Raw genomic sequence first — 16,160 nt, forward strand, 5'->3', positions numbered from 1 at the left:
TTAAAATTTTACAAATTGATAATAGTCATTCTCACTAGTGATGGCAACATAATTACCTTTTGGTAAATCTGACACCTCTATAGAATTTGAATTTTTAGCTTCTTTTGCCAGTTGACCTTGTGATGTAATAATCTGAATAAGTGTATAACTTGATTTTCCTGGCAGCGTTAAAATATTTGATTCCTTATTAAGAGAAAGGGTAATACTCTTTTCTCCTGAATCTTTTATATTAATTGTTTCCTGTGGTTTTGGAGTTGGCTTTATTGGAGGTTTTGAGGTTGTTTCTACTTTTTTTACTCTTTTCGTAGTCCGAATATCTGTTATTGTTTTACTAATTATATATTTATTAGGAAAGCCCTCCTCGGATCCATAATAAAGAGTAAATTTATATTTGTTCCCCTTTGGAGGAGAAGACATTTTAACCTGTATTTCTTTTGTTCCAATTCCTTTTTGAACAGAAATTGTTTCACTTGTACCAATACCCAATCCGTTGTTATGAACTGTAACTACAATTTTTCTTTCTTGACTTGCCTTATATTTAATTTTAAAATCTACAGTTTCTTGGTTAGAAACAATAATAGGACTTAGATGAGAAAAGGAGGCATCATCTATAATTTCTTCAGAGCGTTTTGTGATCTGAATATTATTTATAGATGTTGCAGCTGTAGTAGTTTTTCTATTTCCACCTCGTTTTCTAATGGCTGCAGAAATAGTATATCTATTTCCAGGTTTGGGCGACTCATTCATATAGATTTCGATCTTTTTATGTCCTTTGCCTTTTTTTACAGGCACTGTTTTTCCTCCCCAAAAATTATTTGGTCCGCCATAAAAATCTATTGCAATATCGCAATCTTTGGTGGCTTCATATCTAACGTAAAATGTATACAGAGAAGAACTTTGTAATTTAATAGGTACTTCTTTGATAAAAACTATTTCATCTTTTTGAGAAAAAGAAATAAGAGTGAATAGTAGGAGTGCGGTTGTTGTTAAGATTGATTTCATTTATCAATTATTTTGGGTTTAAATATTAGCAAAAGTTTTTAGTTATGGTTTTGTTTTTTTTCTCGAGCTTATTTTTAGGTTGTGATAAAGCTAATTACCACCTTCTTTAATAGTCGTTTTGAGTTGATAGGTTTTTATTAAGTAAAACCATCAATACTTTGGTGTTTTGAGAAAAGGGTTCATTGAAATAGTTTGTATAATGGAATTCACTTTTTTAAAATTTTATAAATTTATAAGAATCGTTTTTGTTTGTGATCGCAAAATATCCTCCTTTTGGCAGATCTGAAACGTGAATAGAATTAGTGTTTTGACTTTCTTTTATTATAGAGCCATTCATGGCGATAATTTTAATGAAGCTGTATGGTGCGTCTCCTGGTATAGTCAAAATATCAGAATTCTTATTAATAGAGAGCGGTATACTTTGTTCCCTTAGATCAGATAGTTTGACCGTTTTTTGAGGTATTGCAGTTTGTGCTGTAGTTGTTTCTACTTTTTTCCCTGCTTTTGTAATCTTAATATCTGTAATTTCTTTACTGATTATATATTTATCAGGGAAACCTTCTCCAGACCCATAATAAAGGGTAAACTTGTATTTATCTCCTTCTGGTGGAGGAGACATTTTAACCTGTATTTTTTTTGTGCCACTTCCTTTCTGTACTAGAATTGCTTTACTAGCACCCATCCATTGCCCTTTATTATGAATTGCAACTACAATTTTTCTTTCTTGACTGGCTTTATATTTGATTTCAAAGTCAAATGTTTCTCTACTAGAAACAATATTAGGAGTTAAAGGTGAAAAAGATGCATCATCCAAAATTTCCTCAGAACGTTTTGTAATTTCAATATTACTAATGGATGTAGCTGCTGTTGTAGTTTCCCAATTTCCACCTCTTTTTCTAATGGCTAGAGAAATTTTATATCCATTTCCAGGACTTGGGGAGTTTTTCATATCGACTTCAATATGCGTGAGCCCTTTACCTTTTTTTACAGGAATTGTTTTACCTGCCCAAAATTTATTAGGTCCACCAGAGAAATCTATGGCAATATCGCAATCTTTTATGGCCTCATAACCGATATGAAATGAATACCTTGATGCGCTTTTTAATTTAATAGGTACTTCTTTAATGAAGATCACTTTATCTTTCTGAGCAAAAGAAATAACAGTAAATAATAGGAATACTGTGGTTACGACGATTGATTTCATTTGTCAATTATTTTAGTTTTAATTATTTGCAAAAGCTTTTCAGCTACAATTTGATGTTCTTCTACCTTTGGATGACCTGGAGTATTTTTGTATGGAACATAACAAGTATATATATCTTTATCACCCATAGTTTTTACTGCATTCGACACATAACCAGGCCAAGGTGAGTTTTCCTTTGTGATATCCATATTACCTAATAAACAGACAATGCTAGTGTCTGGATAATGTTTTCTAATTTTTTTTAAGAATGATTGATACTTATTAATAATTATATCTTCTGTGGGTTTTTTGTTTCCAAATCGCCTTTTAAATTCAACGTGATTAGGTTGATTTACAATCCAGGAATCATTTTGAAAAAGATTGACAACAACAATATCAGGTTTTTTTTCGTCAAAATTCCATTTACTATTGGGGTCATTAGGGTTTAATCGATCATACATTTCTGGCATAATCATATTGAACCAACTAACCATAATGCCAATACCACCTCTAGCAATACACGAATATTCTGCGTTTAATTCTTTTGCAGTTATTGCAGCATAAGTAGCGTAATTATTAGTGACATCTCCATCTGCTTTATCTTCTCCTGTATAATCTTCATTTCCATGACCCGTTGTAATAGAGTCTCCATAAAATTCTATGAATAAAGATTTATCTTTTGCGACTTCTAAAATTTTGGTGCCTGTTATTTCGAACCCATAAAATAAAGTAGTGCCGAACGTCCATTCGTTTCTTTTTGTTAGTTCTATAGAATGTTTACCATAAGTCAATTTTTCTGTAAGCGAATAGGTATGTTTTCCTTTTTTTAATTTTAATACATCAGTTTTTTTTCCATCAATAATAATATTAAAATAATTCGTACCATTTTGGTCTTCTAAAGTAGTTTTTACCATAGTTCCTTCAAAAACTATTTTAATTGATGAGCCTGACCAATATATTTCTGAGGCTCTCTTTGTTTTATTTTCTCCTATTCTTCCTTCATATGATATATGGTTGTCGTTATAATTGACATTAATGATATCTATATCCTTTGCAGAATTCTTACAACTTATAAAGATAAATAAGGATAGAAAATATAAAGTAGCTCTTGAATTCATTATGTTTTTTAAAATTAATTATTTGATAAGAAGAATTAATTAGACCTTTGTTTTAATACAAGTCCATTTAGCCATAAATCTCCATCTTTTTTTAAATTTTTAAATTCCAGATTAATTGGTGTCTTTCCATCAGAAGATATATTAGATCTAATAAAAAGAGGTTTGCGTTCTCCTGTGGTTTCATTATTGTAATACGCTACGATATGATCATCCGCTTTTTTTATGATTTTACCATTAGCATCTGTAATAACTACTTCAATTTCGTTTGTAATTTTTGTATCCTTTTTAGCAGCATGATGATACGTTTCAATACAATAGTTTCCTTTTTTTAGGTTTGATATTTCTAAAATGAGTTTTCCATCTTTAGTATACAAACCATCTGATGCTATAAATCCAAGTTCACCAGAAACTGAACTGTTTCCATGCCATTTTATACTATCATTTGAGTTTACTTTTATTTCTAATTCTCCATAAAGTTTACTCTTAAATATAAGATCTTTATCTGATTTACCTGTCCAGGGAAGCCATTCATGCTGTACTAATTGTTTTTCTCCTCCTATGTCAGTCTTTACGATGGGATAATCAAAAATTGGTTTGGCATTTTTCTGTATTTCATTGGGATTAAATTTTGAAGTAGAAATTGTTGCACTTCCATTTTGTAATCCTTTTGATTTAGCGGTTACTGTAATACTTCCGGGAGTGTCATTTGCTTTTATATATATAGAAGCTACTCCATTATACAAACGTGCTGGATTTGCATTAATCTTTCCATTATCAATAATATTACCATCTCCAGAAATAGTGAATTGAATATTGTGAGTTGCAGAAGTAACGACTTCACCATTTTTATCAACTACATATGCATGTGCCAACCGTATATCAGAACCACCTCCATAAAAAGGTTGATCATTAATATTATAATTTACTTCGATATGATGAGGTTTACCTTCTTTTTTACGAATATGTTCTGTGATTTTTTGTCCGTTGTTTAGCCCTTCAGCTCTTAGATTGCCTTCTTTCCAGTTAAAAAGAAATGTGTATGAAGGGTGATCTAAATTTACTTTGGTAATATCATTATCGGGTTTTTGTATCCCAATTAATTTTCCATTATGATATAGAGCTACTTCTTGGCAATTGCTATAGACTCTAACTTTTCCATTTTTTGAAGCAGTTTCATCTGCAATATGTACTATTGGGCTTTTAATCAGCTCTGATTGGTACCAATAATATACAGGTTTAGGAACTCTATAAGAACTTAAAACCGCATAGTTAGTCATATAATCACGAGTCCATCGATCATCATTTGGTAATAAGTGATTATAATCAGCACCTAACCATGCAATAGCGGCAATATTTTGTTTGCTTCCTTTATAACGGGAGATATGAAACTGATTTACTTCGGCATTTGGAGAACTACCATGTTCCATAACCATTTCAAAATCACTTTCTGTAAATTCTGTTCTTCTATAATCCATTGTGGCATATACATCTGTAATTCCGGCATTAAGAATGCCATTCCAAGGGCTTGATGCTGAGGCGGTAAGTCTAAATGGGTCTTCTTCTTTAGCGACATACTGCATTCTGGGTACAGGTCCTCTATGATTAATACCGGCTCCCCAAAATATAATTGATGGATGGTTTCTATGATTCCTAATCATCGTTCTGGTTGCTGATTCTAATTTTGAAAACCAGACATCGTCTCCCCATTCGATCCATGTCGGAGGTTCTTCATATACTAACATCCCTAATTCGTCACAAGCTTTTATAAAAGCATCATCTTGAGTATAATGTGATAATCTTATAATATTCATTCCTGCTTTCTTGTATTGTAAAGCTTCATTGTAATGAAATGAATTAGGCACGGCATCGCCTATATTTGGATAATTTTGATGCCGATTTACTCCAATAAGAAAAATAGGTTCGCCATTTAAAACAAATCCTTTTCCTTTTACAAGTTTAAATGTTCTGAATCCAAAGCTGTTTTCTACAAAATCAACAGCCTTTTCCTCATCGTAAATCACAGAATTTACTCTGTATAGATAAGGTGTATCTGGAGACCATAGACGAAAATCTTCATCTTCTAACCCAGAGGTTTGTCTAAATGTATAATCAGAATTAGGAGCTATATTTATACTTTGAGTTATTTTTTTTAGAACATATCCCTTTGCATTGATAATACGGGTTTCTATTTTACATTTTTTGGGGGTAGAATTTTCATTAGTAACCGTAGTTTTAATTGATACAGTACCATTTCTTTTATTTACTGTGGGTGTAGTAATATGTACACCAGCATCAAATTTTTCCCAATTATATGATACATGCAGTTTATTTGTAGTAACTAGGTATACATCTCGATATAAGCCTCCAAATTTTACATAATCGCTTCTGTGTGGATCTGGAGAAATTGTTTCATTAAATCGATTGTCTGCTTTTACTACAATAAGGTTTGCCTGATTAAATTTTACATAATTGGATATATCAAAATGAAAAGGGATATACCCATTAATTTCATGAGTACCTACTTTCTTGCCATTTACCCAAAGTTCGGTTACATTATGGACTCCTTCAAATTCAAGAAATACTTTTTCTGAAGGTTTTGCTTTTACAACAATCGTTTTTCTATACCAACCAAAATCCCTTAAATACTTTTTTTGAACCCAACTTTCTCCGATACTATCCATTTCATATGATACCAACTGCAGGGTGTGTGGGACAGAAACTTTTTCCCATTTAGAATCGTCAAAATCTATAGCTTCTGGTGTTCCGGATACTTCTCCTAAGTGAAATTTCCATCCAATATTCAAATTTGTTTTAGTTCTGTTTGTGATCGGATACCCTTCTGGTAACTCATTATTTTGAGCAATGGCAGAGGTCACTGATATAGACAAAAAGAGTACAAAGGTTTTTAAAATATGGATACTTATTTTCTTTTCCATGTTCTAAAATATTTTACATGAAATTCACCATCGAGTCGGTTGTCATCTGGTAAAGCTCCAAACCATTTATTGGATTCACAGTTAAAATTAACTTCCAGAGGTTGATGCCAATGTGTGTTTTTTGCTTCTCTAAACAAGATACCATCAATATAGAATCGTATATAATCTTTGGTCCATTCTAGTCCCCATACGTGATAGTCATTTTGTAGCTCTTTTGGGAAGTAAAATTTCTTGGTTCTCGAAAAATGTTTTTTTACATCACCTTTATCTTTTGGAGATTTAAAAACATGAATATTAGAATTTAAATCATGTCGGTTATATTCAAGGCCAGGTGCATTTTCGCAAATATCTATTTCGGTCCACCAGTCTTTACCTACATTAGTCATCCAAAAGCCAGATACCCACGGAGCATCCATTAATTTACATTCGGCCTCGAAGTATCCATATAAAAACTTGTTTTTACTTTTAATAAAACCTGTACTATGCGTATATCCTTCAGGTAATTTTTCATCTTTATGTTTATTGACACGAATAACCAGTTCTTCATTTTCTAGAGAAACATTTGAACCATGAAAATATGTCGGTTGGCGTCCTTTCCAACCTGGGTTATTAGGGTACCAAATTTTTTCATTTAGTTTAGATTGATCAAACTCATCAGAATACTTTTTTTGTAACCTCCAGTTTTTAGTATTTACCTGATCTGAAAGGGGGTAGTTATTGTTTAAGCGTTCTACTGCGTTTTCTATTTTTACAGAATCTACATAGTTTTTTGGAGGAATTGTCAAATCCTGAGCGAATGATATTGTTGTAGTACATATCATCAAAAAAGAGAAATAAAAGGCGTTTAGTTTCATTTGTGAGTACTATTTATTTTAGAAATCAATTTATAAAAATGAATGCCTCTCTTTAACTACTATTGTCTTATAGTATAGTACATATGTTTTTATTTTAAGAGTAGAGCCTCTATGGTGAGATATCATGTAGTATGTAAAAGTGTTGTTGCAGGAAGACAAAAATGTAAAGAGCTTTATGATGTATTAATTAAAGTCAATAAACCATTTATTATCTTGTTTTAACCAATAGGTGTAGATTGAAATTTAGGATTCTGACTGATATTTTGAATATTTGTAATTACTAATAATATCTCTTTATAAATATATTATGAGGCATAAAACCAAACTGTTTTTTTTAGGAATATGTGCAATGTTGTTTTCTTGTAATTCAAATGAAACAAAAGCAAAAAAGATCCAGGAAAAACCATCAAAGCCTAATATTGTTGTTTTTTATGTAGATGATCTGGGATATGGCGATTTAGGATCTTATGGCGCCGTCGGTGTAGAAACTCCAAATGTTGATAGATTAGCACATGAAGGAATTAAATTTACTGATGCTCATAGTAGTTCTGCAACTTGTACACCTTCACGATATTCTTTATTAACCGGGAATTATGCATTTAGAAATAATGCAGCTGTTTTAAAAGGAGATGCTCCACTAATTATTGATAAGAATATAGAAACATTGCCTGATATGCTTAAAAAAGGAGGGTATAAAACAGGTGTTGTTGGTAAGTGGCATTTAGGACTGGGAGATGGTAATGTAGATTGGAATAAGGAAATTAAACCAGGCCCTTTAGAAATAGGTTTTGATTATAGTTTTTTAATTCCGTCTACAGGAGATAGAGTGCCTTCGGTATATGTAGAGAATCACAAAGTGGTTAATAATTCGGATGAGAATGACCCGATAAAAGTTAGTTACGTCTCTAAGTTTGGAGATATGCCAGATGGTATCAATAATCCAGAATTATTGAGACAAAAAGCCGATGTGCAGCATAGTGGTACAATTGTAAATGGAATAAGTAGAATTGGTTTTATGGATGGAGGAACACCAGCATTGTGGACAGATGAGGATTTTCCTGATGTATTAACGGATAAAGCAATTAGTTTTATAGAAGGAGCTAAATCAGATCCTTTCTTTTTATTCTTTTCTTTTCATGATATTCACGTACCAAGGTTACCCAATAAAAAATTTCAGGGTAAGAGTACTATGGGACCTAGAGGAGATGCAATTGTACAAATGGACTGGATGACAGGAGAAGTAATGAATGCACTGGAAAAATTAAATCTGCTGGAAAATACTCTAGTGATATTTACTAGTGACAATGGTCCGGTCTTAAATGATGGATATGAAGATTTGGCAGAAGAAAAACTTGGGAATCATAAACCTTCTGGGATTTATAGAGGAGGTAAATATAGTGCTTATGAAGCAGGAACAAGAATGCCAACCCTTGCGTTTTGGAAAGGAAAAATTATGCCGGGAATAAGTAATGCACTATGGAGTCAGGTTGATCTATATGCATCTTTAGCAGATTTGATTAAACAACCTATTACTGATAACGCAGCAATAGATAGCCAAAATATACTCCCTGTTTTATTATCATCTCAAGAAAAAGAAGGAAGAGAGTATTTGTTAGAAGAGTCATACACTTTATCCCTAAGAAAAGGCAATTGGAAGTATATTGATCCGTTTCCCGAAGAAAAAACAATACCAGACTTTATAGAAAAAGTTAAAAACATTGAAGGAGGGCATATGTATTCACCTCAGTTATATAACCTTGAAGAAGATCCTTCAGAAAAAAACAATCTAGCTACTCAATATCCAGAAAAAGTAGCAGAACTTAAAAGTGAATTAGAAAAAATAAAGAATAAAAAAAGTTAGTTTTTATTTTTTTAAGTTATTGAATACTAGGGATAATGAAGTTTTGATTTCCTACAATTTATAATAAGATTAAAATGTTACCTATGAATACTTTTAAATCATCGATGTTAATTATAATTCTTACTATAGGATTTTTATTTGCATCTTGTACCAAAGATAAAACGTCAAAAGAACTGTCAGTTTCAGATCAAAACTTTAACTCAGATTGGCTTTTTTTAAAGGATACGGTTGATAATGGACAAAACGTTTCTTTAGACGATTCTAGTTGGAGAAAATTGAATTTACCTCATGATTGGGCAATAGAAGGACCATTTAAAAAAGGAAGTGATTTGAGAACAGGAGGTTTACCTGTATATGGAGAAGCTTGGTACAGAAAACATTTTACAGTTGATAAGAAATATAGTAGCAAACAAATATCTATAGAGTTTGATGGTGCTATGAACAATGCTAAAGTATGGCTTAATGGAACTTATATAGGAGAAAGACCTTATGGCTATATTGGATTCGAATTTGATTTAACTCCACATATCAAATTTGGTGAAGATAATGTTATCGCAGTACAATTATCACCAGAAGACTTGGCTGCACGATGGTATCCAGGCGCAGGGATCTATAGAAATGTACGTTTAAAAATAAATAGTTTAGTACATATTCCGCAGTGGGGGACGTATATAACAACTCCAGAAGTTACTGATGAACAAGCTACAGTTAGCATCAAAACAACGATTAAGAATGCAAATATGTCTTCATCAGATATTGTTCTGGAAACTATTCTTAAAGATGAAAAAGGAACAGTGGTGGGTTCAAATTCATCATCTGTAGTAATCCAAAAATCTGCTGAAAAAGATATAACTCAAACTATTAAGATTACTAAACCTAAAAGATGGGATATTAAAACTCCTGTTTTATATACAGCAAGTAGTAATGTACTTATCGACGGAAATATAGTGGATACTTATGATAGCGAATTTGGAGTTAGAACGATAGATTTTGATGCTAATAAAGGATTTATCCTAAATGGAAAACAAGTAGAGCTTAATGGTGTCTGTATGCATCATGATCAAGGAGCTTTAGGGACAGCTATTAATTATAGAGCCAAAGAAAGACAGATGCAAATTATGCAAAGCATGGGAGTGAATGCATTAAGAACAAGTCATAACCCACCTTCGCCTGAATTATTACAGGTTTGTGATCGATTAGGAATTGTTGTAATTGTAGAAGCTTTTGATGAGTGGAAAATGGGTAAAGTGCCTAATGGATACAATAAATATTTTGACCAATGGCATGAGAAAGATTTACGAGATATGATACAAAGAGATCGTAATCATCCTTCTGTCATTATGTGGAGTATTGGAAATGAAATATTAGAGCAGAGTAAAGAGGATGGATGGAAATTAACAAAACACCTCAATGACATTTGTCATGATGAAGATAATACAAGGCCTACGACTATCGGATTCAATTATTATCCTGCGCCTTTTGTTAATAAACTAGCATATCAGGTTGATATTGTTGGGATGAATTATTGGCCTTTAAGCTATACTGAAATAAAAGAACAAAATCCAAATATGATTCTGTATGGTTCTGAAACGTCTTCGCAGACAAGTAGCAGAGGAGTGTATCATTTTCCAATCGAAGCTGCAGTACAAAAAGAAACAAACCATGTATCTAGTTATGATGGAGTTGTAGGGCCGCCATGGGCATATCTTCCTGATGCAGAATTTGATGCTCAGGAGAAAAATCCATTCTCTTTGGGAGAGTTCATTTGGACAGGTTTTGATTATATAGGAGAGCCAACGCCATATGCAGGAAAAGATAATAGTACGAATGGACGTTGGACACTGGATTGGCCTTCACGATCTTCTTATTTTGCTCCTGTGGATTTATGTGGTTTCCCAAAAGATAGATACTTCTTATATCAAAGTCAATGGACTACAGAACCTATGGTGCATGTTCTGCCACACTGGAATTGGGAAGGTAAAGAAGGAGATGTTATACCAGTATATGCTTATACCAACTGTGACGAAGTTGAATTAATTGTAAATGGAAAATCGTTAGGTAAGAAAGTAAAAGGGGTGGATACAACAAAAGTTCCTGCAGAGTTTCATGATTTTGAAAAAGGAATGTATACCTCAAAATATCGCCTTTCCTGGGATGTACCTTATCAGCCAGGAAGTATAAAAGTAATAGGGTATAAAAATGGAAAAGCAGTTGCTGAAAAAGAGATTAAAACAGCAGAATCACCTGCAAAAATACATTTAATAGCAGATAGAACAGAGATTAAAGCAGATGGAAACGATCTATCTTTTATTACAGTAAAGATAGAAGATGTATCAGGAAATTTATGCCCAATAGCAGCAAATGATGTGAATTTTGAAGTTACAGGAGAGGGAACCCTTGCAGCTGTAGATAACGGTGATCAAACTGCAATAACTTCATTTCAAGCAAATCATAGAAAAGCCTTTAATGGATTATGTTTGTTGGTTGTAAAGTCAAAAAATGATGCTGGAGAAATTAAAATTACAGCCTCTTCAGAAGGTTTAAAATCAGAAACGATAATTGTGAAAACAAAATAGTAAAAGATGCGGCAGCTAAGTGTAAAACTAAAATCAGCAATTTTTGGGTTAATTTATGTTATCACGTTTGGTTATAGCATTGCTCAGGAAAAGCCCAATTTTATTTTTATTCTTACAGATGATCAGCCTTATGGCTATATGGGGTGCACAGGTAACACCATAGTGAAAACCCCTAATTTAGACAAATTAGCTAAAGAAGGGGTGTTATTTGAGAATGCACATATTACCAGTGCTATCTGTACACCAAGTAGAGTTTCTATTTTATTAAGTCAATTTGAACGTAAACATGCTGTAAATTTTAATTCAGGGACTAGTGTTTCTAATAAGGCTTGGGAAAAATCATATCCAGTAATTATGAGAAATTCGGGATATTATACAGGTTGGATAGGAAAAAACCATGCACCGATCGGAAAAGGAGGGTATGAAAGTGGTTTAATGGAAAAAAGTTTTGATTACTGGTATGCAGGTCACGGTCACTTATCATTTTATCCAAAAGATCGACATGAAATTTTTAATGATGCAGTTAGTGATACCCAAATAGAAATTATTAATGAAGGCGTTGAAGATTTTTTGGATACTAATGAGCAAAGATTAAAAGGAGCTGTTCATTTTTTGAAAAACAGACCAAAAAATAAGCCGTTTTTGCTTTCCGTTAATTTTAATCTACCTCATGGGGCAAGTACTAGTACAATGAAATTGAAGGCAACTGATAATGAAATGTATAAAACTTTATATAGAGATTTAACCATTCCTTTACCTAAGAATTACATAGCAAAAAGTGATATAAAAACTCCGAAGCTACCCTCAGATTTATTTAAGGTAGAAAACAGACAGATAGGATATAATTATGTAGAAACTCCAGAGGGAGTAAAAGAGAGATACATACGTCAATTACAAGCAATGACAGGGATTGACAATCTTATTGGGGATTTAAGAAAAAAACTTAAAGATCTAAAATTAGATAAAAATACAGTACTTATTTTTACTTCAGATCATGGATTGTTTATGGGAGAATATGGTATAGGAGGAAAAGCATTATGTTATGAAAAAACAACACATGTTCCATTAATTATCATGCATCCTTTTTATCATAAAAAAACTAGAGGAATTATAAGTAATGCATTGGTTCAAAGTATTGATATAGCTCCAACAATGTTAAAAATGGCAGGAATTAAGATTCCTGAAACATTTCAAGGTAAAGATATTTTACCATTGATTAATGGTGGGAATGATAGTGTAAGATCATATGTTTTTACAGAAAACTTATGGTCAACTCAATTTGGTAACCCTCGCTGTGAGGCTGTACAAAATAAAGAATGGAAATATATTCGATATTATGAGAATACTAATTTCTCAGCATTGAAAAAGATAGAAACAGCTAATCAACTAGGAATCAATGTTAATAAAATGTTGTACTCAGTGCATGATAGTGATATAGCTATGTATCAAAGTTTTATTGAGTCACCCCTTCAAGGAGAAGAACCTGTTTATGAAGAATTATACCATCTTAAAAATGACCCTGAAGAACTTCATAATTTAATCGATCAAGATAAATATGCTTCCGTTTTACAAGAGTTAAAATTAGCCTGGAAGACTGAAATTACAAAAGCTCGGGGAACTGGAATTCCTAACGTTTTAAGATATACAGAAGATAGTAAATTGGAGGCTAAAAAACCTCATTAAAAAGTATAGAATGAAACTAATTATAACTTTTTTATTATTAAGTTTTTGTTTACAAATCAATGCAAAAGAATATAATGTATTAGATTTTGGAGCAAAAGGAGATGGTATACAAAAAGATACTCAAGCGGTACAATCAGCAATAGATGCAGCAACAAAAAATGGAGGAGGTAAAGTTGTAATTCCGGCAGGCAAAACAGTAGTTATAGGAACTATTTTTCTAAAAGATTTTGTTACCCTTTATGTTGAAAATGGAGCAGTGTTATTGGGAAGCCCGGATATAGAGGATTATTCTGATAAAACACATAAGAATATGTATAAGAACGAACCTCACATGGATCGTTGTTTGATTTTTGCTAATGAAGCAAAATCTATTGCCATTGAAGGGTACGGAACCATTGATGGTAATGGTTATCCAAAAAACTTTACAAATAAAACCGGAAGGCCGATGCTTATTAGGTTTATGAATAGTAATGATATTCATGTAAGAGATATAACAATTATTAATCCAGCTGCATGGACTTCTGCATTTTTGTATTGTAATGAAATCACTGTAGATGGTATCAGGATTCATAGCCGTGTTAACCATAATGGAGATGGACTTGATTTTGATGGATGTTCTAACGTTCGTGTTGTTAATAGTTCTTTTAATACTAGTGATGACTCTATTTGTTTACAAGCCTCTCAACCCAACATTCCTTGTAAAAATATAGTGGTTACTAACTGTACATTCGAAAGTAAGTGGGCAGGTATGCGAATAGGCCTTCTTTCTAGGGGAGATTTTGAGTCTGTGACGGTAAGCAATTGTACATTTAGTAATATAGATGATTCAGGATTAAAGATTCAGATGAATGAAGGTGGAGAAATGAAAAATATGGTATTCTCTAACTTAGTCATGAAAAATGTCCCACGCCCCATTTTTATGACTTTTGCGCAACAAAAAGCATGTGTAGATGCACCAGAAGAAATGTACCCTATGAAATCTATGCATGATTTTATATTTAGAGGTATGGTAGTGGATAATACCGAATTAGATAAGAATTCTGCGATATTTATTACTGGTATAACAGGACATTATATTGAAAATGTTCTATTAGAAGATATACAAATGACAATTGCTGGAGGAGGCACGCTTCAAGATGCTCAAAAAGCAAATATCAAAGAGTATACTTTGGATGTTCTTGATGGTTGGTGGCCAGAGTTTCATTTAGTAGGGACATTACCATCATATGGTATTTATGCAAGACATATCAAAGGACTACATATTGATAATGTTCATTTAAAAATAAAGGATAATGATAAAAGACCTCCAATTGTTTTTGATGATGTTGTTAATGGTGAAATTAGTAATGTATTTACTGATGGGAAACCTATTTCAGAAAAACAAATTGTAAAGAAGAAATAATAGAACTCAAAGTATAGAACTAAAACGATAGAATACCATATAAATTGAAAAATGGTATTACTGATTTTATATACTTGTTTATGATATAATTCTGAAGGAATTAATAGAATACTATTCTAAAAATAAAATAAATTGATGAATAAAAAGATCATTTTTTTAGTATTTATAGTAGCTTTTGCAATGATATCTTGCTCTACAAAATCTGGTCAATTTGATGTTACTGATTATGGAGCAAAAGGGGATAGTCTACACATAAATACATTGGAAATTCAAAAGGCTATTGATGATTGCAGTCAAAAAGGAGGAGGGATTGTAATATTTAAAAAAGGTATTTACATAAGTGGAACAATTTTGCTAAAAGATAACGTAACACTTCATATTAGTGAAGATGCTAAACTAGTTGGTAGCTCTAATCCATATGATTATCAAAGTATAGACACATTCGTTGATGCAACAGGACAAGAACGAGGAAACTGTCTTATTGGCAGTATAGAGGCTTCTAATATTGGGATTGTGGGTAAAGGGATTATAGATGGAAATGGAACTGCTTTTACATATGAGAACATTTTAGCAAAAAAGAAAATTTTGGGCATTACTTCTAACAATAAAAAATTTGGCACCAATCGTCCTTTCTTATTGCGATTTGTTAAATCATCAAATATCAAAATTAAAGACATAGAATTACGACAGCCTGCTGCCTGGACATGTCATTTTTATCAATCTAACGCAATAGATGTTGATAATATAAGTATTTATAGTCATGCAAATCATAACAATGATGGTATAGATTTGGATTCCAGCTTTAATGCGGTTATTAAAAACTGTAGAATTGACACAGGAGATGATGCTATTTGTTTTAAGACAACCAGTCCGCTACCAACATATGATATCAAAGTACAAAACTGTACTTTAAAAAGTGAATGGGGTGCTTTAAAATTTGGAACAGAATCAATGGGGGATTTTTATGATATTCATATTTCAGATTGTAAAATAGAAGATACAAGAGGAGGGGGTATAAAAATGTTAAGTGTTGATGGAGGTAATATATATAATATTGAAATTGAAAACATAACAATGAATCAGGTGGATATGCCAATTTTTATTCGCTTGGGGGAACGTTTACGAACCTATAGAGATGCAGAAAAACAAAAAGTAGGTTCTATTGATAATATTAATATTAAAAATATAATAGCAACAACCAGAGATATAGAAAAATCAAGAGTGTCTCCTCCTAGTGGTATTTTTATGACGGGAACTCCTAATCATAGAATAGGAAAAATAAAACTTCAAAATGTTGATATTACACTTCCTGGAAAAGGGAAAATTTCAGAATTGAAAGAGGTAAGTGAGCAAATTGATAAATATCCAGAATTCAGTTTTTTTGAGGCATTACCTGCATATGGTCTTTTTGGTCGACATATAAAGAATATCCAAATGTCTGGCATGAATTTTAATTTAGAAAATACAGATGAAAGAGCATCTATAATTTTTGATGATGTGATATATAGCATAAATGATGGCGTAGAAAATGTGAAAAAGCAGTAA

Annotated in this window: 10 protein-coding genes; 5 read left to right on the forward strand and 5 right to left on the reverse strand. The window is 32.1% G+C overall.

The features are described 5' to 3' along the window. The 5 genes from PQF96_RS12590 to PQF96_RS12610 form a co-directional block, all read right to left on the reverse strand. Positions 1–1,002 (reverse strand): hypothetical protein, encoded by a 1,002-nt coding sequence (locus PQF96_RS12590; protein ID WP_271766539.1) that lies wholly within the window; start codon positions 1,000–1,002, stop codon positions 1–3. Between the two features lie 214 nt (positions 1,003–1,216). Then, positions 1,217–2,206, reverse strand: a complete 990-nt coding sequence (locus PQF96_RS12595) for a hypothetical protein (RefSeq protein ID WP_271766540.1) — start codon at positions 2,204–2,206, stop codon at positions 1,217–1,219. After that, positions 2,203–3,303 carry an SGNH/GDSL hydrolase family protein gene (locus tag PQF96_RS12600; RefSeq protein ID WP_271766541.1) on the reverse strand — a complete coding sequence of 367 codons (1,101 nt, stop codon included), beginning with the start codon at positions 3,301–3,303 and terminating at the stop codon, positions 2,203–2,205. Before PQF96_RS12600 ends, PQF96_RS12595 begins: the two co-directional genes overlap by 4 nt. Positions 3,304–3,338: 35 nt before the next feature. Next, on the reverse strand, positions 3,339–6,239 hold the full coding sequence (locus PQF96_RS12605) for a glycoside hydrolase family 2 protein (protein WP_271766542.1): 2,901 nt from the start codon (positions 6,237–6,239) through the stop codon (positions 3,339–3,341). Beyond that, a complete protein-coding gene (locus PQF96_RS12610) occupies positions 6,224–7,093 on the reverse strand; it encodes a family 16 glycosylhydrolase (RefSeq protein ID WP_271766544.1) in 870 nt (289 codons plus the stop codon). Before PQF96_RS12610 ends, PQF96_RS12605 begins: the two co-directional genes overlap by 16 nt. A gap of 307 nt (positions 7,094–7,400) precedes the next feature. Here PQF96_RS12610 and PQF96_RS12615 point away from each other — a divergent pair, with 307 nt between their 5' ends. The 5 genes from PQF96_RS12615 to PQF96_RS12635 all read left to right on the forward strand — a co-directional run bounded on the left by PQF96_RS12615 (position 7,401) and on the right by PQF96_RS12635 (position 16,160). Continuing rightward, positions 7,401–8,954, forward strand: a complete 1,554-nt coding sequence (locus tag PQF96_RS12615) for a sulfatase-like hydrolase/transferase (protein WP_271766546.1) — start codon at positions 7,401–7,403, stop codon at positions 8,952–8,954. Between the two features lie 83 nt (positions 8,955–9,037). After that, positions 9,038–11,530, forward strand: a complete 2,493-nt coding sequence (galB, locus tag PQF96_RS12620) for a beta-galactosidase GalB (RefSeq protein ID WP_271766548.1) — start codon at positions 9,038–9,040, stop codon at positions 11,528–11,530. A gap of 6 nt (positions 11,531–11,536) precedes the next feature. Next, positions 11,537–13,213 (forward strand): sulfatase-like hydrolase/transferase, encoded by a 1,677-nt coding sequence (locus PQF96_RS12625; protein WP_271766550.1) that lies wholly within the window; start codon positions 11,537–11,539, stop codon positions 13,211–13,213. 10 nt (positions 13,214–13,223) lie between these two features. After that, a complete protein-coding gene (locus PQF96_RS12630; RefSeq protein ID WP_271766552.1) occupies positions 13,224–14,615 on the forward strand; it encodes a glycoside hydrolase family 28 protein in 1,392 nt (463 codons plus the stop codon). Positions 14,616–14,750: 135 nt separating this feature from the next. Next, positions 14,751–16,160, forward strand: a complete 1,410-nt coding sequence (locus tag PQF96_RS12635; RefSeq protein ID WP_271766554.1) for a glycoside hydrolase family 28 protein — start codon at positions 14,751–14,753, stop codon at positions 16,158–16,160.

Origin of the sequence: Aquimarina algiphila (assembly GCF_947494415.1) — a bacterium.
Classification (GTDB): domain Bacteria; phylum Bacteroidota; class Bacteroidia; order Flavobacteriales; family Flavobacteriaceae; genus Aquimarina; species Aquimarina algiphila.

What these genes read in the sequence shown, in the direction of transcription:
- PQF96_RS12590 (WP_271766539.1), bottom strand. Translation starts at nt 1,002, where the DNA reads ATGAAATCAATCTTAACAACAACCGCACTCCTACTATTCACTCTTATT.
- PQF96_RS12595 (WP_271766540.1), bottom strand. Translation starts at nt 2,206, where the DNA reads ATGAAATCAATCGTCGTAACCACAGTATTCCTATTATTTACTGTTATT.
- PQF96_RS12600 (WP_271766541.1), bottom strand. Translation starts at nt 3,303, where the DNA reads ATGAATTCAAGAGCTACTTTATATTTTCTATCCTTATTTATCTTTATA.
- PQF96_RS12605 (WP_271766542.1), bottom strand. Translation starts at nt 6,239, where the DNA reads ATGGAAAAGAAAATAAGTATCCATATTTTAAAAACCTTTGTACTCTTT.
- PQF96_RS12610 (WP_271766544.1), bottom strand. Translation starts at nt 7,093, where the DNA reads ATGAAACTAAACGCCTTTTATTTCTCTTTTTTGATGATATGTACTACA.
- PQF96_RS12615 (WP_271766546.1), top strand. Translation starts at nt 7,401, where the DNA reads ATGAGGCATAAAACCAAACTGTTTTTTTTAGGAATATGTGCAATGTTG.
- galB (WP_271766548.1), top strand. Translation starts at nt 9,038, where the DNA reads ATGAATACTTTTAAATCATCGATGTTAATTATAATTCTTACTATAGGA.
- PQF96_RS12625 (WP_271766550.1), top strand. Translation starts at nt 11,537, where the DNA reads ATGCGGCAGCTAAGTGTAAAACTAAAATCAGCAATTTTTGGGTTAATT.
- PQF96_RS12630 (WP_271766552.1), top strand. Translation starts at nt 13,224, where the DNA reads ATGAAACTAATTATAACTTTTTTATTATTAAGTTTTTGTTTACAAATC.
- PQF96_RS12635 (WP_271766554.1), top strand. Translation starts at nt 14,751, where the DNA reads ATGAATAAAAAGATCATTTTTTTAGTATTTATAGTAGCTTTTGCAATG.